This is a genomic window from Rhizobium sp. Root1334 (assembly GCF_001426665.1).
GTDB lineage: Bacteria > Pseudomonadota > Alphaproteobacteria > Rhizobiales > Rhizobiaceae > Pararhizobium.
Window position 1 is genome coordinate 420,044 of record NZ_LMEY01000001.1, and the last position, 20,262, is coordinate 440,305.

Annotated in this window: 21 protein-coding genes; 12 read left to right on the forward strand and 9 right to left on the reverse strand. The window is 60.6% G+C overall.

What is annotated here, in order from left to right; all coding sequences use genetic code 11:
• Positions 1 to 26 precede the first annotated feature (26 nt).
• Positions 27 to 1,823, forward strand: a complete 1,797-nt coding sequence (locus ASD36_RS02080) for a caspase family protein (RefSeq protein WP_060508715.1) — start codon at positions 27 to 29, stop codon at positions 1,821 to 1,823.
• Positions 1,824 to 1,828: 5 nt separating this feature from the next.
• Here ASD36_RS02080 and ASD36_RS02085 read toward each other — a convergent pair whose 3' ends face one another.
• From ASD36_RS02085 to ASD36_RS02095, 3 genes are all read right to left on the reverse strand, one after another.
• Positions 1,829 to 5,293, reverse strand: a complete 3,465-nt coding sequence (locus ASD36_RS02085; protein ID WP_060503791.1) for a chromosome segregation SMC family protein — start codon at positions 5,291 to 5,293, stop codon at positions 1,829 to 1,831.
• Between the two features lie 189 nt (positions 5,294 to 5,482).
• Positions 5,483 to 6,367 carry a DsbA family protein gene (locus tag ASD36_RS02090; RefSeq protein ID WP_112834549.1) on the reverse strand — a complete coding sequence of 295 codons (885 nt, stop codon included), beginning with the start codon at positions 6,365 to 6,367 and terminating at the stop codon, positions 5,483 to 5,485.
• A gap of 123 nt (positions 6,368 to 6,490) precedes the next feature.
• Positions 6,491 to 6,997 (reverse strand): DUF721 domain-containing protein, encoded by a 507-nt coding sequence (locus ASD36_RS02095; RefSeq protein ID WP_060503792.1) that lies wholly within the window; start codon positions 6,995 to 6,997, stop codon positions 6,491 to 6,493.
• 83 nt (positions 6,998 to 7,080) lie between these two features.
• Here ASD36_RS02095 and mutY point away from each other — a divergent pair, with 83 nt between their 5' ends.
• The 5 genes from mutY (at position 7,081) to ASD36_RS02120 (ending at position 11,214) form a co-directional block, all read left to right on the forward strand.
• The gene (mutY, locus tag ASD36_RS02100) at positions 7,081 to 8,196 is read left to right on the forward strand and encodes an A/G-specific adenine glycosylase (RefSeq protein WP_060503793.1); all 1,116 of its coding nucleotides are present in this window, start codon (positions 7,081 to 7,083) and stop codon (positions 8,194 to 8,196) included.
• A 10-nt stretch (positions 8,197 to 8,206) separates the two neighbouring features.
• A complete protein-coding gene (locus ASD36_RS02105; RefSeq protein ID WP_060503794.1) occupies positions 8,207 to 8,824 on the forward strand; it encodes an HAD family phosphatase in 618 nt (205 codons plus the stop codon).
• 20 nt (positions 8,825 to 8,844) lie between these two features.
• Entirely contained in the window at positions 8,845 to 9,204 is a 360-nt protein-coding gene (locus tag ASD36_RS02110) for a nuclear transport factor 2 family protein (protein ID WP_060503837.1), read from the forward strand.
• Positions 9,205 to 9,322: 118 nt separating this feature from the next.
• Positions 9,323 to 10,423, forward strand: coding sequence for a calcium-binding protein (locus ASD36_RS02115; RefSeq protein WP_060503795.1), 1,101 nt, complete (start codon positions 9,323 to 9,325; stop codon positions 10,421 to 10,423).
• 590 nt (positions 10,424 to 11,013) lie between these two features.
• Positions 11,014 to 11,214, forward strand: coding sequence for a hypothetical protein (locus ASD36_RS02120; RefSeq protein ID WP_060508717.1), 201 nt, complete (start codon positions 11,014 to 11,016; stop codon positions 11,212 to 11,214).
• Between the two features lie 98 nt (positions 11,215 to 11,312).
• Here ASD36_RS02120 and ASD36_RS02125 read toward each other — a convergent pair whose 3' ends face one another.
• Positions 11,313 to 12,443 carry a site-specific DNA-methyltransferase gene (locus ASD36_RS02125; RefSeq protein WP_060503797.1) on the reverse strand — a complete coding sequence of 377 codons (1,131 nt, stop codon included), beginning with the start codon at positions 12,441 to 12,443 and terminating at the stop codon, positions 11,313 to 11,315.
• A gap of 140 nt (positions 12,444 to 12,583) precedes the next feature.
• On the opposite strand from ASD36_RS02125, the gene ASD36_RS02130 reads away from it, so the two are divergent.
• Positions 12,584 to 12,880, forward strand: a complete 297-nt coding sequence (locus ASD36_RS02130) for a nucleotidyltransferase domain-containing protein (protein WP_060503838.1) — start codon at positions 12,584 to 12,586, stop codon at positions 12,878 to 12,880.
• Complete coding sequence (locus ASD36_RS02135) at positions 12,880 to 13,227, forward strand: HepT-like ribonuclease domain-containing protein (protein WP_060503798.1); 348 nt, start codon at positions 12,880 to 12,882, stop codon at positions 13,225 to 13,227. Before ASD36_RS02130 ends, ASD36_RS02135 begins: the two co-directional genes overlap by 1 nt.
• 72 nt (positions 13,228 to 13,299) lie before the next feature.
• Here ASD36_RS02135 and ASD36_RS02140 read toward each other — a convergent pair whose 3' ends face one another.
• Both ASD36_RS02140 and ASD36_RS02145 read right to left on the reverse strand, forming a co-directional pair.
• Positions 13,300 to 13,659 carry an antibiotic biosynthesis monooxygenase gene (locus tag ASD36_RS02140; protein WP_060508720.1) on the reverse strand — a complete coding sequence of 120 codons (360 nt, stop codon included), beginning with the start codon at positions 13,657 to 13,659 and terminating at the stop codon, positions 13,300 to 13,302.
• A complete protein-coding gene (locus ASD36_RS02145; RefSeq protein WP_060503800.1) occupies positions 13,656 to 13,985 on the reverse strand; it encodes an NIPSNAP family protein in 330 nt (109 codons plus the stop codon). Before ASD36_RS02145 ends, ASD36_RS02140 begins: the two co-directional genes overlap by 4 nt.
• Before the next feature lie 116 nt (positions 13,986 to 14,101).
• Here ASD36_RS02145 and ASD36_RS02150 point away from each other — a divergent pair, with 116 nt between their 5' ends.
• Together ASD36_RS02150 and ASD36_RS02155 are read left to right on the forward strand one after the other, a co-directional pair.
• Positions 14,102 to 14,830 (forward strand): winged helix-turn-helix domain-containing protein, encoded by a 729-nt coding sequence (locus ASD36_RS02150; RefSeq protein WP_060503801.1) that lies wholly within the window; start codon positions 14,102 to 14,104, stop codon positions 14,828 to 14,830.
• An 81-nt stretch (positions 14,831 to 14,911) separates the two neighbouring features.
• Positions 14,912 to 16,126 (forward strand): multidrug effflux MFS transporter, encoded by a 1,215-nt coding sequence (locus ASD36_RS02155; RefSeq protein ID WP_060503839.1) that lies wholly within the window; start codon positions 14,912 to 14,914, stop codon positions 16,124 to 16,126.
• A gap of 73 nt (positions 16,127 to 16,199) precedes the next feature.
• Here ASD36_RS02155 and ASD36_RS02160 read toward each other — a convergent pair whose 3' ends face one another.
• Together ASD36_RS02160 and ASD36_RS02165 are read right to left on the reverse strand one after the other, a co-directional pair.
• Entirely contained in the window at positions 16,200 to 16,652 is a 453-nt protein-coding gene (locus ASD36_RS02160; protein WP_060503802.1) for a DUF1284 domain-containing protein, read from the reverse strand.
• Positions 16,653 to 16,792: 140 nt separating this feature from the next.
• Positions 16,793 to 17,668 carry an aldo/keto reductase family oxidoreductase gene (locus ASD36_RS02165; protein ID WP_060503803.1) on the reverse strand — a complete coding sequence of 292 codons (876 nt, stop codon included), beginning with the start codon at positions 17,666 to 17,668 and terminating at the stop codon, positions 16,793 to 16,795.
• 96 nt (positions 17,669 to 17,764) lie between these two features.
• Between ASD36_RS02165 and ASD36_RS02170 the strand changes: the two genes are divergently transcribed.
• A complete protein-coding gene (locus ASD36_RS02170; protein WP_060503804.1) occupies positions 17,765 to 18,688 on the forward strand; it encodes a LysR family transcriptional regulator in 924 nt (307 codons plus the stop codon).
• A 134-nt stretch (positions 18,689 to 18,822) separates the two neighbouring features.
• Positions 18,823 to 19,518, forward strand: a complete 696-nt coding sequence (locus ASD36_RS02175; protein ID WP_060503840.1) for an HAD family hydrolase — start codon at positions 18,823 to 18,825, stop codon at positions 19,516 to 19,518.
• Positions 19,519 to 19,588: 70 nt separating this feature from the next.
• Here the strand turns inward: ASD36_RS02175 and ASD36_RS02180 are convergent, their stop codons facing one another.
• Positions 19,589 to 20,146 carry a hypothetical protein gene (locus ASD36_RS02180; protein ID WP_060503805.1) on the reverse strand — a complete coding sequence of 186 codons (558 nt, stop codon included), beginning with the start codon at positions 20,144 to 20,146 and terminating at the stop codon, positions 19,589 to 19,591.
• Between the last annotated feature and the right edge of the window lie 116 nt (positions 20,147 to 20,262).

Sequence of the window (20,262 nt, forward strand, 5' to 3'; positions counted from 1 at the left end):
GTTTGTAACAGCCGGGAGTGATCACGATGAGAATTTGCCTGGTATGCCTGTCCGTTCTGGTTCTTGCTTTCACTGCACCGCTTGATGCGACCGCCACGGAAACGGGGAAGCGGCTCGCGCTTGTCATCGGAAACGGACAATACGAAGCTGCCGGAACGTTGCCTAACGCAGTACGGGACGCGCGCGAATTCGGAGCCTTTCTTTCCACCCGTGGGTTTGATGCCGATATGGTGATCGACGCCGATCGCAGCCACCTGGCGGAGGCGGTGTCGCGGTTTGTCCGCAAGATCAACAATGACGACGTGGCGCTTTTCTATTTCGCCGGTCATGGCATGCAACTGCGTGGCGAGAACTATCTCGTTGGAACAGATGCGCGGCTGGCGAGCGAATTCGATGTTGCTGCCGAGACGCTGGCACTTGCCGATGTCATTGCGGCAATTGAGAAAAAGTCGAAGATCGCCCTCTTCTTTCTCGATGCGTGCCGCAACAACCCGCTCGCCAACCGTCTCAACCAGGAGATCGAAGGTACCACCAGAAGCATCGCGACACGCGGACTGGCGCCGGTCGAAACGGAAAGCGCAGGCACCATGGTGGCGTTCGCTGCAGCACCTGGACAGGTGGCCTCTGACGGGAGTGGCAAGAACTCGCCGTTCACTACTGCCCTGATCAGCCACCTAGCAGGGCCGGGCCTTGAAATCGGCACCGCCTTCAAGCGGGTCATCCGTGACGTTCGAAAGGCAACCGATGGCAAGCAGTCGCCGCAGATCCTGTCGTCGCTGTCGTTGGAATTCTATTTCGACCCCTCTTTGCCAAAGGAAGAACGGGCGGTATCCACACCGGCGATCGATCCTGAAGCAATCGAGATCGAGGCCGATTTCCGCAAGGCATTGCGGATCAACACACCGCGTATCTGGGGGCTGTTTCTGAAAAAACACCCGACAGGCGAACAGGCAATTCTTGCGCGGCAATTGCTGTCTCAGTTTTTACCGGTTCCGGCGCCGGGGAGCGGCACGAACGCTGAAATACGGGAATCCGGGCTGGGTTTGAGCCGGACCCAAAGGCACGATATCCAGGTGGCGCTGACCGGGCGAGGTTTTGCCGCCGGCACACCCGATGGTGCTTTTGGCCAGCAGACTCGGCGGGCCCTTACCGATTACCAGGCGTCTATCGGCGTCGCCAGATCAGGCTACGTCGACGAGGACACAGCCAAAAGCCTCGGAATGTCCGTCCAAGCCTATGGGAACGGTCTGTATTCCTCGCCGCTAGCACGCGTTTACAATCCGAAGGATTTTGAAGGGCTCGAAACCGATCCGCGCGTTCTGAAGGCAATTGCCTGCAATCCTTATTACGAAAGGACCTACGGGTCATTCAACGGACATCTTTACGTCCTGATGCGGGCCGGCTTGATCACACGGAAATCGGCTGCGTCGGTTTCAAAACAGTGTGGCGGCTATCTCGCGACGATTACGTCCGATGCCGAAAACAGCTTCATCGCTTCGCTTCTGAACAAGGATCAGAGACTATTTCTGACGGGCTACGATCCCCGCGGCCACGTTTCCTACAAGATGGGCGCCTGGGTCGGTCTTATCCAGGATCCATCGGGCAAGGAACCACGCGGCGGCTGGAAGTGGGAGAATGGCGAACCGATGACCTATTCGAAATGGTTCAGGGATATGCCGAACGAAGACAAACCCGGCGACGATTATGGCATGTATTATGCTCACAGGCAGGGAAAGGCGGATACAAAGACGCAATATGTCGACACTTGGGACGACATGGGTGAAAGCGACGGCGGCTATTCCTTCGTCTTGGAACTGGAATAAAGAATTTAGACCGCTTCCCGCATTTGCTCGGCCGTCTGCAGATCGACGGAGACGAGTTGCGAAACACCCTGCTCGGCCATGGTGACGCCGAACAGGCGGTTCATGCGGGCCATGGTGATCGGATTGTGGGTAATGATGACGAAACGGGTCTCGGTCGAGGCGGCCATTTCGTCCATCAGGTTGCAATAGCGCTCGACATTATGGTCGTCGAGCGGCGCATCGACTTCGTCGAGCACGCAGATCGGCGCGGGATTGGTGAGGAACACCGCAAAGATCAGCGCCATGGCCGTCAACGCCTGTTCGCCACCCGACAATAGCGTCATCGTCTGCGGCTTTTTACCCGGCGGCCGGGCGAGGATTTCAAGACCAGCGTCGAGCGGATCGTCACTCTCGATCAACTGCAGTTCCGCCGTGCCGCCACCGAACAGATGGGTAAACAGCCGCTGGAACTGGACGTTGACCACGTCGAATGCGGCCAGCAGGCGTTCGCGGCCTTCGCGGTTGAGATTCTGGATCGCCGAACGCAGCTTGCGGATCGCGTCGATGACGTCCTCGCGTTCCTTCAGCATGGCATCGAGCTTGTCGGACAGTTCCTTCTGCTCTTCTTCGGCTCTGAGGTTGACGGCGCCAAGACGCTCACGCTCGATTTTCAGGCGGTCCAGTTCACGCTCGATCTGGCGGACATCCGGCAGCTCGGCATCGACAGCAAGGCCGGTCAGCCGCATCACCTCGTGCGGGGCGCAATTGAGCACTTCACGGATGCGGGCTTCACCCTCGAGCCGCTTTTCGCGGGCGGACACCAGCCGTTCTTCGGCGCGGCCGCGCTTTTCCCGCGTCTCGGCCAGTTCCGAGAGCGCGGTGACAGCGATCCGGTCGGCATCGCGCTGGCGTGTTTCGGCAACGGCCAAAACATCCGCGGCTTCACGGCGCGCCTCTTCGGCCTTCGACAGCTCGCTCGTCAGCGCCCGGCGCTTCTCGTCGAATTCGTCGGGCGCCTCGAGCAGTTCCTCGACCTCCTCGCGCGTCTCGCTTTCGCGCTCGCGCAAAGTCTCGATGTGCTCCTGCGCACTCGCAGCCCGGGTGTTCCAGGTCTGCCGCTCGGCCGCGATGGCGCGGATGCGGCGTTCGCGGCCTTCGTTTTCGCGCGCCAGGCCATCGTTGATGGCGCGCGCTTCGGCCACCAGCGCCCGGTCTGTCGCGACGGTCGTCATCTGGCTGTTGAGCTTCTGCTCCAGCCCGGCAACGTCGGGGGCATCTTCCAGCGCCTCGCGGGCAGATTCCATCTGCTCGCCGATCTCTTCGACCTGCAGCGAAAGCTGGCTTGCGGTTTCGGCCAGAACCGCCCGGCGGCGGACGAGATCACCGGATGCGCGCTCTGCCGCGGCCAACGCTTCGCGGGCTTCGGCAAGCTTGCGCACCACCATGCGCTGGGTTTCGCGCGACAAGCGCAGGCGCTCGTCTTCGGCACGGATGCGCGCGGCAGCAGCAGCAAGTTCGGCTTCGCGCGCGGCCAATTGGTCGCGGGCGTCGATGAGTTCGCCTTCGAGTTCGGCAAGCCGGTTCTTTTGCGCCAGCCGCAAAGCTGCGGCACTCGGCGCATCGGCACCGATGACATGGCCGTCCCAGCGCCAGACAGCACCGTCGCGCGTCACCAGCCTTTGCCCTGCCTTCAACAGCGGCTGCAGACGCTCCGCCGTCGCGTCGTCGGCAACGATACCAATCTGGCGCAGGCCGCGATCCAGCGCTTTTGGCGCGCGCACATACTGCATCAGCGGAGTTGCGTCATCGGGCAATTGCGGATCGCCGGACGCATCGCCCGGTGCGCGCCAATGGGCGGGCGCATTCGGGTCGAGCGGCGATTCCAGATCTTCGCCAAGTGCTGCACCCAAGGCCGTCTCGAAACCACGATCGACCTTCATGTCATCGACCACAGCCGGGGCGGCGCCTTGAACGGCGGAGGCTTCCAGCATCCGCCGGATAGTGCGGGCTTCAGTCTCGATGCCGTTCACCTGCGATCGCGCAGCGTCGACGGACGGGCGGGCGGCAACTTCGGCTTGCCGGGCAGCGGCCAGCGCCTCTTCGATATCGGCAACGGCATTTTCCGCCTGCTCCAGCCCGGATTCGGCGGCTTCGACTTCCTCCTGCTTCTCCGCAGGGTCCGGCAGCGTCGAAATCTGCCGGTCGAGTTCGTCGAGATCGCGGTTCTGGTCGGACAGCTGTCGGGCAAGACGCGCCTGCCGCTCAGTCAGATCGCGAATGGTCTTTTCGAGCTGGTTGCGCGAGGCCTGCGCCTCGGCCTTTTCGGCAGTCAACAAACCGAGCTGGCGTTCGCTTTCGGACAGTTTCTCGCTTGCATCCGCCAGCCGCTCGCGGGCTTCTTCGGCGCGCTCGCCCGCCTCGGCGAGCATATCGGCAAGCTCGCTCTCTTCCTCGTCCAGCCGCGCCAGAATACCGGCATTGTCGGCAACCATCCGCTCTTCGCGAATAATATCCTCGCGCAACTGCGACAGGCGGCGCTGCAATTCATCACGGCGGCGCAGGATGCGGCCAGCGTCTTCTTCAAGCTGCGACTTGGCGATCTGCAGGCGCTGCAGGGCGGCCGCAGCCCTTGCTTCGGATTCGCGCAATTCCGGCAGTTTCAGGCTGGCGATGGCCTGTGCCTTGGCCGCTTCCATCTGGGCTTGCGCCTTTTCGGCGACCAGCGATGTTGCCTGGTTCAGATGGCTATCGGCTTCAGCTTCTGCCTCCTTGGCTTGCACCCAGCGGATATGCAAAAGCATCGCTTCGTGGCGGCGGATATCGGCCGACAGCATCTTGAAGCGATTGGCCTGGCGCGACTGGCGCTTCAGGCTCTCGATCTGGCTTTCGAGCTGCGAGGTGACGTCCTCCAGCCGCTCGAGATTGGTCTCGGCGCCCTTCAGGCGAAGTTCTGCCTCATGGCGGCGCGAATGCAGCCCGGAAATCCCGGCGGCCTCTTCGAGCAACTGGCGCCGTGCCTGGGGCTTGGCCGCAATCAGCTCGCCGATCCGGCCCTGGCCGACCATCGACGGCGAACGCGCGCCGGTCGAGGCATCGGCAAACAGAAGCTGCACATCCTTGGCGCGGGCTTCCTTGCCGTTGATGCGGTAGACGGAACCATTTTCCCGCTCGATCCGCCGCGTCACCTGGATTTCGTCGCTATCGTTGAAGGCGGCAGGCGCGGTGCGGTCGGTATTGTCGAGGTAAAGGCCGACCTCGGCCGTGTTGCGGGCGGGACGGTTGCCGGACCCGGAAAAAATCACGTCGTCCATGCCCGACGCGCGCATGTTCTTGTAGGAATTTTCCCCCATCACCCAGCGCAGCGCCTCGACCAGGTTCGACTTGCCACAGCCGTTCGGCCCGACAACACCGGTCAGCCCGCGTTCGATAACGAATTCGGAGGGTTCGACGAAGGACTTGAAGCCGAGAAGTCGGAGCTTGGTGAATTTCATGCGGTTTGCCCCCTCTTCTCCCCAGCGGGGAGAAGGTGGCCCGAAGGGCCGGATGAGGGGGTGGTTCCGCGCCCGGGGTTCCCCCTCATCGCCTCGCTATGCTCGGCACTTCTCCCCGCAGGGGAGAAGAAAAAAAGAAAAACGGGCGCACGAATGCGCCCGCGGGCCGTTTGGTCAAAACGCTGGGAATCAGAGCATCGAGTCGATAAGGGCCGACATGGTGTCAACCGACATTTCTCCAGAATACTTCTTGCCATTGACGAAGAAGGTCGGGGTGGCCTTGACGCCGAACTCCTTGTCGCCCCTCTGCATCGTTGCCTGCACATCATCCAGAAGTTTCTGGTTCGTCAAGCAGGCCTCGAAGCTCTCCTGTGTAAAACCGGCGAGTTTCGACATCTGCAGCAGCGCATCGCGGCCGTTTGGTGCAGCAGCCCAGGTTTCCTGCTGCTTGAACAGCATCGAAATCATCGGGAAATACTGGTCCGCCGGGGCGCAGCGCGCCAGCATGAAGGCGGCAGCCGCACGCGGGTCAAACGGGAATTCGCGCAGGACGAAACGGACCTGGCCGCTATCGACATACTTGGTCTTGATGGCGTCATAGGTTTCGTTGTGGAAACGGGCGCAATGCGGGCAGGTCATCGACATGTATTCGATGATCGTCACCTTGGCATCGGCCTTGCCGACCGACATTTCCGGCAGCGGACCAGGCGCCATCAGCTTGGCGATATCGACCTCGCCTTCCGACTGCGGAACCTCGACCTTGGCTGCGGGGGCAGCGGCCTGCGCCACCTGCGTCTGGGCAGCGTCAGCGGTTGCCGGCGTTGCAGCCGACGACATGGTGGAGGCTGTCGTCGTGCCATCCACCGGCTTCATCGCCGTGGCCGAGGACATCATCGAACCGCCGTCGGCGGGCTTGACCTCGGTCTTGGCGGCCGTGTCAGTGCTTTCCGTCGCAGGCGCGTTTGCGGCCGCGTCCTTCTTCTCGTCGCTGCAGGCGGCGAGCGTCACAGCGATGGCGGCCACGGCGACGCCGCTCAGGAGGCGCTTGAAAGGGCTCAGTTCAGAAAGGGACATGGTTTCACCTGTGTAAGGGGATGAACGAAATCGGTCGAAAATTCGATAACTTGCCTTGTTCGGGGCGACAAGGGGCTGTCGCTCACCAACGTTCAAACAATTGTGACCAGTTGATGGTGTCCGTCACTTTTTTCGCGGCGCCAGCACTGCGGTGCCGAGCCGTGTCAAAGCCGCCTTCAGGGCCTCACTCTCGATACCATCGACCAATGTCTCCAGATGCCTGGCACGTTCTCCGGTCAACGGCCTCGGTTTGCGATAGGGTTTTGGTGGCGGAGACACCGGCTTCTGGACGATGCGCATCTGGCTGATGGCCGGAAACCCGAAAAAACCGTTGATCCGCTGGATCAATTCGCCCTGCGCATGGGTGAGGAACAGGGCGCGCGCACCTTCGCAGGCGATCGTCAGCACGCCCGGTTGATAGCCGCCCTCGCCCGTCATCTCCGAAGCGCGGCGCGGCCAGGCAATCTTTTCCGGCCGGGTGCAATCTGCAAAATCCTCGCCGGCGATCTCATCCCACGACCCGAGCAACAGCGTATTGATACCGGCGCGCTTGGCAAGCACCGGATCGATCATGCCATTGGCGATCTCGCTGATCTGACGGCCGCCCTTGCGGGTATAAGGTTGTTTCAACAGATATCTTTCCGATTTCCGAATCCGCCTTGAAGGATGGCGAACACTCCGCCAAGTATAGGCCCCAACCAAACTTCCGGCAAATGATGCAGCAGATAATGAAAATGGCCGATGCGGCCGATGCGGCCAAACGGCTTCTTACCTGGTATGACCGCCATCACCGTGACCTGCCCTGGCGTGTCTCGCCGCCGATGGCACGCGACGGCGTCGTCGCCGACCCCTATCACGTCTGGCTGTCGGAAGTGATGCTGCAGCAGACCACCGTGCAGGCGGTCAAACCCTATTTCCACAAGTTCCTGGCACTCTGGCCGAAAGTCACCGATCTCGCATCGGCCGATACCGAAGAGGTGATGAAGGCCTGGGCCGGGCTGGGTTACTATGCCCGCGCGAGAAACCTGAAGAAATGCGCCGAGGCCGTGGCCAGCGAGCACTTTGGGGTTTTTCCCGACACAGAAGCGGGATTGAAGGCGCTGCCGGGTATCGGCGACTACACTGCCGCTGCCGTCTCCGCCATTGCCTTCAACCGGCAAAGCGCGGTGCTCGACGGCAATGTCGAGCGGGTGATTTCGCGGCTCCACGCGATCGAAACGCCGCTGCCATCCGCCAAGCCGCAGATGCGGGCATTGGTGGCCCAAATGACGCCGGCTGACCGTCCGGGGGATTTCGCGCAAGGGATGATGGACCTTGGCGCGACGATCTGCACACCGAAACGGCCGGCCTGCGCCCTCTGTCCGCTGAACGAAAACTGTCTGGCCTTGAAAACGGCAGATCCCGAAACCTTTCCACGCAAAGCGCCGAAGAAGGAGAAGCCTCTGCGCGTGGGCGCCGCCTTCGTCGCCAGCCGCACCGATGGTTCTGTCTATCTGCAGAAACGGGGCGAGACCGGCCTGCTCGGCGGCATGACGGAAGTGCCGGGCACGCCGTGGACATCGCGGGTCGATGGCGACAACACCATTTCCGCCCAGCCCTTTGCCGCAGCGTGGGAAGCCTGCGGAACAATCTCTCATGTTTTTACGCATTTTGAGTTGCGCTTGTCGGTGTATCGGGCCAAGGTCGAAAATGAGAACAAAACAGGAAACGGCTGGTGGGAACCGCTCGCTTCGCTCGAGGCCCAGGCCCTGCCGACCGTGATGAAAAAAGCAATCGCCCAGGCCTTACCGCACGCTTTCAAAAGCGGCCCGAACAGCCCGGGAAACTGAGGAATACCTGATGAGCAGCGTCGAAATCCGTCACATCGTCTTCGATATCGGCAAGGTGCTGATCCATTACGATCCGCATATCCCGTTCTCGCGAATCATTCCCGATGACGCGGAACGCAAATGGTTCTTCGCCAATGTCTGCACCCATGACTGGAACATCGAGCAGGATCGCGGCCGCGACTGGCGCGAAGCGGAAGACCTGCTGATTGCCGAACATCCTGACCATGTGGAAAGCATCCGTGCCTTCCGCAAATATTGGCACGAGATGGTGCCGCATGCCTATGTCGAATGCGTCTCGATCATGGAAAGCCTGATCGCCAAGGGCTATGACGTGACCATGCTGACCAATTTTGCCTCGGACACATTCAAGGAAGCGCAGAAAATGTTTCCCTTCCTGACACTGCCGCGCGGCGTGACGGTTTCGGGCGATATCCGGCTGATCAAGCCGGATATCGCGATCTACGAGACGCACGCCAAGTCCTTCGGGCTTGATCCGGCAGCCACCCTGTTCATCGATGACAGCGTGCCCAATGTCGAAGGCGCACGCGCAGCCGGATGGCATGCCGTTCACTTCACCGACCCGCAGACACTTCAATCAGACCTTCTGGCCTATGGGCTGGCAGCATGACGGCGGAGACCAGCAAGAACATGTCCTTTGATCCCGCTGCCGCCTCCGTGCGCTTTCATGCCGTGATCGGCGATCTCGATTTTGAAGCCATAGAGGCGTTCTTTGCCGATGACGCAACCTATTCCTCCGGCAAGGTCGGCGGGCTCAAGGGCCGCACCGATATCATGGCGGCGTTCCGGCGATATTTTACCGAATATCCCGACCAAGTGGCAGAGGACAGTCTGGTCGAACAGGTTTCCCCGCTCGCTGCCCGCGTGGTCTGGAGCCTCCGCGCAACCAGCGCTTCCACCGGTGAGCCCCTTGTTCGCCGGGGAGAAGAAACCATCACCTTCAATGATCAGGGCAAGATCATCGACGTCCATGTCACTGACTTCCAATAATATTAGGCTTTTTGAAACCTTCAAAACGCCGCAATTGGTTCAGCTGTCATTCACCTTCGCGGCGGCATGATCAGCCTCGAAATTAAGAATTGCTATTCACCGGAAAGGCGGAATTTCCATGGCACGGCTTATTATTGATGGCACCAATGGCAACAATCGCATTATCCAGGGCGATTACAGCGGCGGTCCGGTCGACATTTACGGTTATGGCGGCAACGACACCATCTATCTGAACGTGACCAGCAGGTATGGCGGCAACAACTATGTCGAAGCCGGCTCGGGCAACGACAAGGTCGTCAACTATTTCGAAGGCGGCAACGATATTTTCCTCGGTGACGGCAACGATCTCTACATCGCCGACATTCGTGCAGGTGACAGCAATGACTATGACGTCGTTTCCGGCGGCAACGGCAACGATCGCTTCGAAGTCGATACGGAAGCCAGCAAGTATTATGGCGATTCCGGCAACGACACCTTCCTGTCGTGGGGCGCCGACAACTATTTCAGCGGCGGCACCGGCACCGACACGATCAGCTACCAGTTGCAGGACGACTACAATTCCCAGCGCGGCAAGGGCGTTACCATCGACCTCGGCAAGGGATGGGCTTCGACGATGAACGGTCACCGGGAAACTGTGATCAGCATCGAGAATGCCATCGGCACCAACAGGGGCCATGACGACATCACCGGCAGTTCCGGCCGCAATATCCTGGAAGGTCTCGGTGGCAACGACATTCTTGAAGGTCTCGGCGGCAATGACGACCTTTATGGCGGCGCTGGCAACGACGATCTCTACGGCGGCACCGGCGACGACGATCTGGTTGGTGGCTCAGGCGATGACGACCTGGTCGGTGGTACCGGCAATGATTATCTCCTTGGCGGTTCTGGCTTCGATTTCCTCAGCGGCGGCGCTGGCGCAGATGTTTTCGATTTCGACTTTGCCAGCGAATCGGCCGTTGGCAGCAGACGCGATGTCATCAGTGATTTCCGTGCTTCGCAAAATGATGTCATCGATCTGAGTTCGATTGATGCCAACGCGCGCGCGGCAGGCAACCAGAGCTTCAGCTTCATCGGTGGTTCGGCGTTCAGCGGCAAGGCGGGCGAACTGCAATTCAAAGCCGGCATCATTTCAGGCGATACCAATGGCGACGGCCGTGCCGACTTCCAGATCAAGGTGAATGGCGTCACCAAGATGTATGCCGACGATTTCTTCCTTTAAGCCGGGTGAATTCCATCAGCAAAAAGGAGCTCCGCCCCGGCGGGGCTCCTTTTTTGTGGACCGCATCCGGAAAAACAGAAACGCCCAGGATCATCGCTGATCCTGGGCGTGTAAGTCATCGTCCGGGACTGAAGGTACGAAACCGGACGAAAACTATCTCTGAACCGGCTGGCTTTCGCCGCGCCGTCAAGCATTTTACGGGCTGGCCCGCGCGCCTCGCGTGGTTGATCACACGGTCGTCCTGCTTGAGGCCAAGCTACAGGCAGGATGGTTAAATTGTTCTAAAGGCGCGCACGCCCGACCCGATTTCAAAGGCTGGAAAACATCACCGAAACCGGCGCCGTCGAACGAAAACAGCGAGCAACCGAAAGGTAAGAAGCGTCCGTGGGAATTTCTGGATGCCAGTGTAACCGCCGTTCTTGCATCTCACGATCAAGCAAGGCACATAAAGCTTAAATGCCCTGTACGCGATGATTCCAGGCTGAACCATCCGCTATCCGATCTGCGCAGATGCCCGAAAAATTCGTCCGATTCAGAAACTTGTTTTTTCAGGAAATCGTTCCCGTCGACAGACAGGAGAGGCAGACCACATGAACGAGAATATAGAAATTCAAAAAAAAACGGTGGACGGGCAGCACGGCCCGGAGAACAATTTCGAAAGCCCTGCCCGCTGGATCATTCACTGTATCTGTTGCGAAGAGCCGGTCGAGCCTTGGCAGACCAGCGGCTATCAGTTCGGCTACTGCGCCCACTGTTTCGATATCCTGATGGAACCGGCAGGAAAATCCTAGGGGCGCTCTTGACCAGCGCCAAAGCGCAATGACTTTACATGAAAACGCCGCGCATCTGTTGAGACGCGCGGCGTTCGGCATTCAGGGCGTGCGGCAGATCAGTTGATCTTGGCCATGTCGCTGCGGATGACGGCGCGCAGATCGTCGATCGGACGCAGCGACGTACCGTCGTCATAGTGCCAGAAGGTCCAGCCATTGCAGGCGTCGAGGTTCTGCACCTTGGCGCCGAGGCGATGGATTGAGCCGGCGTCGCCACCGCTGGCAATCGTGCCGTCGGCGCGTACGATGGCGCTGTAGCGGCGTCTTGCATCGGTCAGAACCGTGCCGGGCTTGATCATGCCACTTTCGATCAGCGTATTGAAGGCAACCCGCGGCTCGGCCTTCTTGCCGGTCATGACCGACAAAGTTGCCTTGCCGAGCGGTTCGACCGCAGCAATTCGTTCGGCGGCGGCATCGATATAGCTCTGCTCGCGCTCGATACCGACGAAATGGCGGCCGAGGCGCTTGGCGACTGCACCGGTCGTGCCGGAACCGAAGAAGGGATCGAGCACCACGTCGCCCGGCTTGGTGGAGGCCATCAGGATGCGGGCCAGCAGCGCTTCCGGCTTCTGGGTCGGATGCACCTTCTTGCCGTCGTCGCCCTTCAGGCGCTCGCCGCCCGAGCAGATCGGAAACAGCCAGTCGGAGCGCATCTGCACATCGTCGTTCGAGGCCTTCAGGGCATCGTAATTAAACGTATAGCCCTTGCCCTTGGCGCTGGGGCTTGCCCAGATCAGCGTCTCGTGGGCGTTCTGGAACCGGCGGCCCTTGAAATTCGGCATCGGGTTGGTCTTGCGCCAAATGATGTCGTTGAGGATCCAGAAATTCAGGTCCTGCAGCGTCGCACCAACGCGAAAAATGTTGTGGTAGGAGCCGATGACCCAGAGCGTGCCGGTCGGCTTCAACACACGGCGGCAGGCGAGCAGCCAGGCGCGGGTAAAGGCGTCATAGGCCTCGAAAGACACGAACTGGTCCCACTCGTCATCGACAGCATCGACGAGCGACTGGTCCGGACGGTGCAGCGAACCGCCGAGCTGGAGGTTATACGGCGGGTCCGCGAAAACGACGTCGACGGAATTGTCGGGAAGCGCTTCGAGCGCTGCAACACAATCGCCCTTGATGATGGAATCGAGCCAGCCGGCAGGGCTGACGCCGCGGGAGATTTCGGCCAACGAAACAACTGATGACATGGACACTCGCACCTACGCTTACTCGGACTGATTGCCCTTATGGTTACCGAACTTGGTTACCAAATGCTGAAGGGCGAGCAAAATTTGCGAAATGATACAGGAGGATGGAAACTCCGGTGCCGATGCGGTATTCTATTTTTATGGACAGAAGCCACGCCATAACGAGACTAAGGGAGCAGGCCGAAACCGTTCGCGGCATGGGTGCCACAGCGCTTTTTATGTTCGGCTCGACGGCGCGAAACGCCGCATCCGCTGCCAGCGATCTCGACCTGTTCATCGACTACGATCAGGCCAGCCGATTTAACGCCTTTGATCTGATCGGCATTAAACTTTTCCTGGAAACGCAGTTGTCCATCCCCGTCGACATCACAACACGTGACGGACTGCATCCGGTGCTGAAATCAGGGATCGAACAATCCGCCGTACAGGTATTTTGATGGCGCGGGAGTTTCGTCACGCACTTGGCGACACGCTGGAAGCGATCGCTGGTATCGAACGAGCGACCACCGGTAAAAGCTTCGAGGACTATCAAAGCGATTGGCTTCTGAAGCATGCGGTGCAGCGCGCTATCGAAATCATATCGGAGGCGAGCCGCGCTCTCCCCGAAGACGTTAAGGCAATCCGGCCGGAAGTTCCCTGGCCGCAGGTTCGCACCATCGGCAACGTTCTTCGACACGAGTATCACGGATTGTCGGACAGGATTATCTGGGGCGTCGTAATCGACGAACTGCCTGCTCTGAAAATGGCGATCCTCGTGTTGAACGAAAAATTCGGCTCGCCGTAGTATCCCCCATCGGCACTACACCAGAAAAGGGCAATGTGATCGCCCTCTTCTGGTCATTCCCGACTGGCATGCCTACCGCTCCTTCGGCACTGCGTGAAACGCCCGGCTATCGGCCGGTGCTTCGTCGCGTTCGGTCATGCCGTAGTCGCGGATGACGCTGGCGATGCGCAGGCGGTAGTCTGCGAACGTGCCATTGCGGCCGGCGTGCTGGGCGGCGCGATGTTCCGGGCCGTTGCGCCAGGTGGTGATCGCCGCCTCATCGCGCCAGAACGACAAGGACAAGATCTTGCCCGGCACCTTCAGGCTTTCGAACCGCTCGATCGACAGGAAGCCATCGATCTCGTTGAGCTTGCTGTGCAACTGCGCCGCCAGATCGAGATAGGTGCTGCGACGGTCATCGGCTGGCATGACCTCGAAGATGACGGCGATCAAAACGACACGCCTTTCGCATGTGGGGATGACACATTCTTCAGGAAGATCCGGTCTTCCTTGAGAATGAACCGCTCCTTCCGAGCGAATTGATAATTTTCGATGCCGAGCGGATCGGCGGTAAGCCGGGCGCGGTAGGCCTCGTAGGCTGCAAGGCTCTCGATATGATAGGCGGCATAGGCCGTGGTGGCCGAGCCCTCGTGAGGGGCAAAATAGCCGATCAGGTCGGCGCCGTTGCGGGGGATCACTTGCCCCCAATTACGCGCATAGGTGGCGAATTCCTCGCGCTTGAACGGATCGATTTCGTAGCGGATGAAACAGGTGATCACGGGTCTCTCCTTCGTTGTGGATGACCTCTTGTGCCAGTTTGCGGCCCTGAGATGCTTCGATCACGATCGAAGTATGAAGCCTTGCCGGGGGCCGGTGGCGCGGTTAAAATCCGGGCATGAAAGAAGGTCCAGATATTGCTCTCATCGGCTCGCTGATCGGTGACCCCGCCCGCGCCAACATGCTGACCGCCCTGACAGGCGGCAAAGCGCTGACGGCGACGGAGCTTGCGGGAACCGCGGGGATCACGCTGCAGACCGCCAGTTCGCACCTTTCGAAGCTCGAAGCCGGAGGCCTGATTGCTCAGCGAAAGCAGGGACGCCACCGCTATTTCACCCTCGCCGATGACGATGTCGGGCTGATGATCGAGGGACTGATGGGCTTTGCCGCCTATCGCGGTTTTACCCGCCATCGCACCGGCCCCAAGGACCCGGCGCTACGCAAGGCTCGCGTCTGCTATAACCATCTGGCGGGCGATTATGGCGTCCGCATGCTCGATAGCCTCATTGCAGAAGAGGTGGTTTCCGGCGCTGGCGACACGCTGCATCTGACGGCATCAGGCGCGGACAAGATGACGGCGCTCGGCATCGACCTTGCCGCCCTGACACGATCACGCCGTCCGGTCTGTCGCGCCTGCCTCGACTGGAGCGAGCGCCGTTCGCATCTCGCCGGTTCGCTGGGACAGGCGTTGCTGACGCTGTTTGTCGACAAGGGCTGGGCCAGGCGTGAGCCCGACAGCCGCGCCATCCGCTTTACCAGCACCGGCGAAAAAGAATTCGCAAAGCTCTTCCCCCCGCCCGCGCCGCCACCGGTCGCGCTTCGCCACGAGCACGCTATCCACGCGTGAAGCGAAAGAGCCATCGCAGGCATGGGATTTTGCTGGAAGGCTGCTATAGGTCGGACCCGATATTTCCCCTGAATGCGGCCCATGACATCCCCAGCCAGTTTCCGCGAGCGCATCGTCCTCTATGCCTGCCTGACCTCACTGACCTCCATCAGCATCGATGCTCTATTGCCGGGGTTGCGTCAGATCGGGGCGGATGTCGGCGCTGCACCGCCGCTCTCCACCCAGCACGTCATATCGCTTTTCATCCTCGGCATGGCATTTGGCGAGCTGCTGCTGGGGCCACTGTCCGACGCGATGGGACGGAAGAAAGCGCTGGTTCTCGGCCTTTGCGTCTATGCGCTTGGAACGGTGATCGCCATGCTGGCCGGATCGCTCGAAATGGTCGTGCTTGGCCGGATCATTCAGGGGATCGGCGTCTCCGGCCCGAAGATCGCAACCCGGGCAATGATCCGCGACCAGTTCGAGGGCGATGCCATGGCCCGTGTCATGTCGCTGATGTTCACGCTGTTCATTCTCGTACCGATGCTGGCGCCGGCCTTGGCACAGGGTATCATCACGGTGGGCGGCTGGCGCAGCGTCTTTGCGGTTTATCTCGGCGTGGCAGGCCTGCTCGGCCTCTGGCTGGTGATGCGGCAACCGGAAACCTTGCTTCCCGAAAGGCGCATTCCCTTTCGGCTGAGGTTTCTCGTGTTGAACGGATGGCGTATCCTGTCGAACCGGCGCGTGACGCTGCTGATCGTCGCGACCGGCCTCGTGTTCGGAGCACAGCTCGTCTATCTCAGCACTGCTGCCGACCTGTTTTTTGATGCCTATGGCATTGCAGACACGTTTCCGTTTTATTTTGCGGCTCTGGCTACGGGGATCGGACTGGCCTCATTCTTCAATGCCAAGCTCGTACAACGTTTTGGTTCTGACAACATGGCACGCTGCGGATTTGCCGGACTGGCAGCGGCGGGCCTGGCGATGCTGGCCGCATCCGGATTGTGGGGCGGACGGCTGCCCCTGCCCGTCCTGATGGGGCTCGCCTTCTCGGCGTTCTTTGCGATCGGCGTGCTGTTCGGCAATCTCAACGCCATGGCCATGCGTTCGCTTGGACAGGTTGCGGGCCTTGGTGCGTCCCTGATCGCCTCCGGATCAAGCCTCATCGCTACCTTGTTTGCCGTCACTCTGGGCGCGTTTTATGATGGCACGGCGCTTTCGCTCTCGGCCGGCTTCCTCGTGGCGGGCGTCGGTGCGCTGGCGCTGGCCGAGCTTGCGGCGCGAGCTGATGCCTCACCCATCGAGGCCATCCGATAGACGCAGCCCACAAACACCCGCGGCGCTCACGTCGCGTTTCCGTTGCTCATGCAAGAGTTCATTACCGTTCGCCTCACACAGAGCCATGTGGTGGCTGGCTATCCGGCGCCACCACCAGCACACCGTCGAAGCCTGCACTGGCAATACCGGTGCAGAGCGGCGACCATTCGCAGCGGGCGCAGCCCTCCCGGATGGAACCCGTGCTGAAAGCATCACGCATCCGCTGCAGGAAATCTGCACTGGGACAGAGCGAGGCGCCCGGCGCGGCAGGGTGCTTGAGCAAGGCCTCGACCGCATCGCTCGCCTTCCGGTCACGATCGGTCACACTTCTGTCAAGACAGTGCATGCCCGGCTCGCCCAGCATCGGCGCACAGACATCGTCCGGCCCTTCGACCACGAGAATATCCTCGCCCGCTGAAAGGCGGGCGGCGATGCGGATGTAATTTTCGGTGAAAGCAGCCGTATAGCCCTTGCCGACGAAGGTCAGCATGCAGAGGAGATGATGTGGGCGCAGGCGAACGGTCATGGGGGCCTTGCTGGATCAAAATCAGATTTTACCCGGCAATGCGGCGAGCGGCAACCGATGGCCAGCAGCCTTCCTGTCCCGCGCTCCGCTGCGCCCCTGTGAACAGAGAAGCAGCGGATGCTCCCGATGGCCAAATGTCGTCAGGCGGCGATGCCGGCAACCTTGTCCAATTCGCTGACAGTCTCATCCGGCAGCACCAGTTCCGCTGCGGCAAGGTTTTCACGAAGATGGCCGAGGGACGAAGTCCCGGGGATGAGCAGGATGTTCGGCGCGCGGCGCAACAGCCAGGCCAGTGCCACCTGCATCGGGGTGGCGTTCAGGCGGGTTGCAACGTCCGACAGCGTCGATGACTGCAGCGGGCTGAAACCGCCGAGCGGGAAGAACGGGACGTAGGCGATACCATCGCGGGCAAGATCATCGATCAGGGCATCATCGTCCCGGTGGGCCAGATTATACTGGTTCTGGACACAAACGATCTCGGCGATGCCACGCCCTTCAGCGATCTGCGCGGCGGTTACGTTGCTGAGCCCGATGTGACGGATCAAGCCCTGCCGTTGGAGATCCGCCAGCACTGTCAATGGAGCTTCCAACGACCCTTCCGCCGGACCATAAACGCTGAACATCAGGCGAAGATTGACGATCTCGATGACATCCAGGCCCAGATTGCGAAGATTGTCGTGTACTGCCTTTGTTAGTTCCTCACGCGAGAAAGCCGGGATCCACGACTTGTCCTCGCCGCGCCGGGCGCCGACCTTGGTGACGATGACCAGATCGTCGCGATACGGATGCAGCGCTTCGCGGATGAGCTTGTTGGTGACATGCGGGCCATAGAAATCGCTGGTATCGATATGATCGACCCCGCTTTCGACAGCCGCGCGCAGCACGGCGAGCGCCGCATCGTGATCCTTCGGCGGACCGAAAACACCCGGGCCTGCGAGCTGCATGGCACCGTAGCCGAGCCGTTTGACGCCGCGGTTACCAAGAGTGAATGTACCCGACTGATCGATAATTGACATGATCTCATTCCTTTCAAGAGCCGATACCAAGATAGGCGTTGTCGGCATGCATGAAAACGGGCCATAATCTGCACAGCATGTGCGGAATGGCGAACAATGAAGACTGATCTGGGCGATCTGAATGCGTTTGTCGCGGTGGCGCGTGCCGGTGGTTTTCGCGAGGGTGCGCGAACCAGTGGCAGCAGCGCCTCCTTTCTCAGCGAAGCGGTGCGCCGCCTGGAAGCCCAACTGGGCGTCAGGCTGCTGAACCGGACGACACGAAGCGTGGTTCCGACCGAAGCCGGCAAGGGCTTGCTGGAACGGCTGGGGCCAGCATTGACCGAAGTGGAAGCAGCACTTGACGTGGTCAACGGCTTTCGCGACCGGCCAGCTGGCACCCTTCGCCTCAACGTTCCAGTCAGCGCGGCGCGGCTGGTGCTGCCGGAGATCATACCGCCGTTCCTGGCTGCCTATCCGGATATAAGACTGGAGATTGTCACCGACGACAGCTTTGTCGATGTGCTTGCGGCAGGCTGCGACGCCGGCATCCGCTATGACGAACGGCTGGAGCAGGACATGATCGCTGTGCCGATCGGCCCGCGTGTCCAGCGCTTTGCCACCGCGGCGTCCCCCGCCTATCTCGACCGCCGGGGCCGGCCCCTTCATCCGCGTGAACTGCTTGGTCATGCCTGCCTGCTCGGCCGCTTTGCAAGCGGCAGGACGACGGCACCTTGGGAGTTCGAGCATGATGGCGAGGTGGTGCGGGTTGATCCCGTGGGGCCGCTGATCGTCAGCGTCGGCGGATCGATCGATCTCGCCGTCGATGCCGCGATTGCTGGAACAGGGATCATTTCGCTGTTTGAGGACTGGCTGCGGCCGCATCTGGACACCGGCGCACTGGAGCCCGTTCTTGAACCCTGGTGGCAGTCCTTCCCAGGGCCGTTCCTCTACTATCCAGGACGGCGGCTGGTACCCGCCCCGCTCCGGGCTTTCATCGACTTCGTCAAGGCACCCGCCGCCAGACCCGGCCCTTGCCTGTAAAAAGCAGGTCCTTCATTGAAGCGCGTAATTCAACCAGTCCGCTTCGCGTGCATGGCAGGTTTCCGCTTGCCGCGGTTGAGCTTTCAGGCGGCATCGTGTACACGGCCAGCATCTCCCCGAAGGACACTCCCGACATGACCAGCATTGATCTCATCATCTTCGACTGCGACGGCGTTCTCGTCGATTCCGAAATCATCGCCAGCGAAGTCGAAGCAGAACTTCTGACGGAATCCGGTTATCCGATCAGCACCGAGGAAATGGCCGAGCGCTTTGCCGGCATGACCTGGCACAACACGCTGCTTGCCATCGAGAAGGAAGCCGATATCCCGTTTTCGGCCTCGATGCTGACCAAGGTCGAAGCCATCCTCGACAAGCGCCTGGCCGAAGACCTCAACATTATCGACGGCGTCAAGCCGATGCTGGCGCAGCTGACGCTGCCACATTGCATCTGCTCGAACTCGACATCGGCGCGGCTCGCCTCGATGCTGGCCAAGGTCGGCATCAAGGATCATTTCGGCAAGCACATCTATTCGGCCCGCGATCTCGGCGAAGACAAGGTCAAGCCGAAGCCGGACATCTTCCTGCATGGCGCAAGACAGTTCGGCGTCCATCCGTCGCGCGTTCTGGTGATCGAGGATTCCGTCCACGGCATCCATGGCGCAATTGCCGCCGGCATGCGCGTCGTCGGCTTCACCGGTGCATCGCACAGCTATCCCTCGCATGCCGACAAGCTGACTGAAGCCGGCGCCGAAACCGTGATTTCACGCATGAGCGCGCTTCCGGGCGTCATTGCGGCGCTGTCGCAATGGTCGGAAACGCTGACGGCTTGATCAAAACCTGAACAAAAAAGCCGGCGCGATTTTCTCGCGCCGGCTTTTTTTGTTTCGAAGCAGAAACTGCTTACTTCTTCTTTTTCTTGCCCGCGGCCGGACCTTCGTCGAAGCCGACATAGATCTTGGCGAAATCGCCGGCGCCGCCGGGCAGCGCGATGTTGGTCTTGGTGAAGATGAACTGGGCGGAGCCGGTACCGGCCGGGACTTCGACCGGGTATTGCGTCAGTTCCGAATAGAGCGTGTTCTTGCCGTCGGTCGCAGCGACCCGGATCGGCAGGTTTACCGTACCGGCGCCACCGGCTGGGCCTGAAACGACGCGGCCCTGGACGACAACGGTCATCACCAGCTGGCTCTCGTTCTGGACGCACTGGCGGGTCGTATCGGCCAACGACGCCTGATAAACGATCTTGGTCGGATCATCCTTGGCGCCCTTGGCATAGGTACGGTAGTTGGCAGTGCCATCAAGCAGGTAGACCTGCGGGCAAGAGCCCTGGATGACGGCGGGCGTCGGCGCCGCAGCGCTGCCACCGGCGTCGATGGCACCGCCGGTATCCGTTTTGTTGCAGCCTGCGATGACCACGAGAAGTGAAATTCCGAGAAGACGGATGGAAACTTTACCAAACACCTGACTTGACCCCCTGCCTTGCGCAAATTGATGCCGCAGGCGTGACTGACCGTAAAATAAGGTATTTTTCGGTTTTCAGCCCTGCAACTTGAGCCTTTCAAGACCCTTGGCGATGG

Bases quoted from the DNA above. Each gene is read 5' to 3' on its own strand.
- ASD36_RS02105 (WP_060503794.1), top strand. From the start codon at position 8,207: ATGAGCAGCGTCGAAATCCGTCACATCGTCTTCGATATCGGCAAGGTG.
- ASD36_RS02115 (WP_060503795.1), top strand. From the start codon at position 9,323: ATGGCACGGCTTATTATTGATGGCACCAATGGCAACAATCGCATTATC.
- ASD36_RS02155 (WP_060503839.1), top strand. From the start codon at position 14,912: ATGACATCCCCAGCCAGTTTCCGCGAGCGCATCGTCCTCTATGCCTGC.
- ASD36_RS02160 (WP_060503802.1), bottom strand. From the start codon at position 16,652: ATGACCGTTCGCCTGCGCCCACATCATCTCCTCTGCATGCTGACCTTC.
- ASD36_RS02090 (WP_112834549.1), bottom strand. From the start codon at position 6,367: ATGTCCCTTTCTGAACTGAGCCCTTTCAAGCGCCTCCTGAGCGGCGTC.
- ASD36_RS02110 (WP_060503837.1), top strand. From the start codon at position 8,845: ATGTCCTTTGATCCCGCTGCCGCCTCCGTGCGCTTTCATGCCGTGATC.
- mutY (WP_060503793.1), top strand. From the start codon at position 7,081: ATGATGCAGCAGATAATGAAAATGGCCGATGCGGCCGATGCGGCCAAA.
- ASD36_RS02130 (WP_060503838.1), top strand. From the start codon at position 12,584: ATGGACAGAAGCCACGCCATAACGAGACTAAGGGAGCAGGCCGAAACC.
- ASD36_RS02165 (WP_060503803.1), bottom strand. From the start codon at position 17,668: ATGTCAATTATCGATCAGTCGGGTACATTCACTCTTGGTAACCGCGGC.
- ASD36_RS02170 (WP_060503804.1), top strand. From the start codon at position 17,765: ATGAAGACTGATCTGGGCGATCTGAATGCGTTTGTCGCGGTGGCGCGT.
- ASD36_RS02135 (WP_060503798.1), top strand. From the start codon at position 12,880: ATGGCGCGGGAGTTTCGTCACGCACTTGGCGACACGCTGGAAGCGATC.
- ASD36_RS02085 (WP_060503791.1), bottom strand. From the start codon at position 5,293: ATGAAATTCACCAAGCTCCGACTTCTCGGCTTCAAGTCCTTCGTCGAA.
- ASD36_RS02175 (WP_060503840.1), top strand. From the start codon at position 18,823: ATGACCAGCATTGATCTCATCATCTTCGACTGCGACGGCGTTCTCGTC.
- ASD36_RS02120 (WP_060508717.1), top strand. From the start codon at position 11,014: ATGAACGAGAATATAGAAATTCAAAAAAAAACGGTGGACGGGCAGCAC.
- ASD36_RS02125 (WP_060503797.1), bottom strand. From the start codon at position 12,443: ATGTCATCAGTTGTTTCGTTGGCCGAAATCTCCCGCGGCGTCAGCCCT.
- ASD36_RS02080 (WP_060508715.1), top strand. From the start codon at position 27: ATGAGAATTTGCCTGGTATGCCTGTCCGTTCTGGTTCTTGCTTTCACT.
- ASD36_RS02150 (WP_060503801.1), top strand. From the start codon at position 14,102: ATGAAAGAAGGTCCAGATATTGCTCTCATCGGCTCGCTGATCGGTGAC.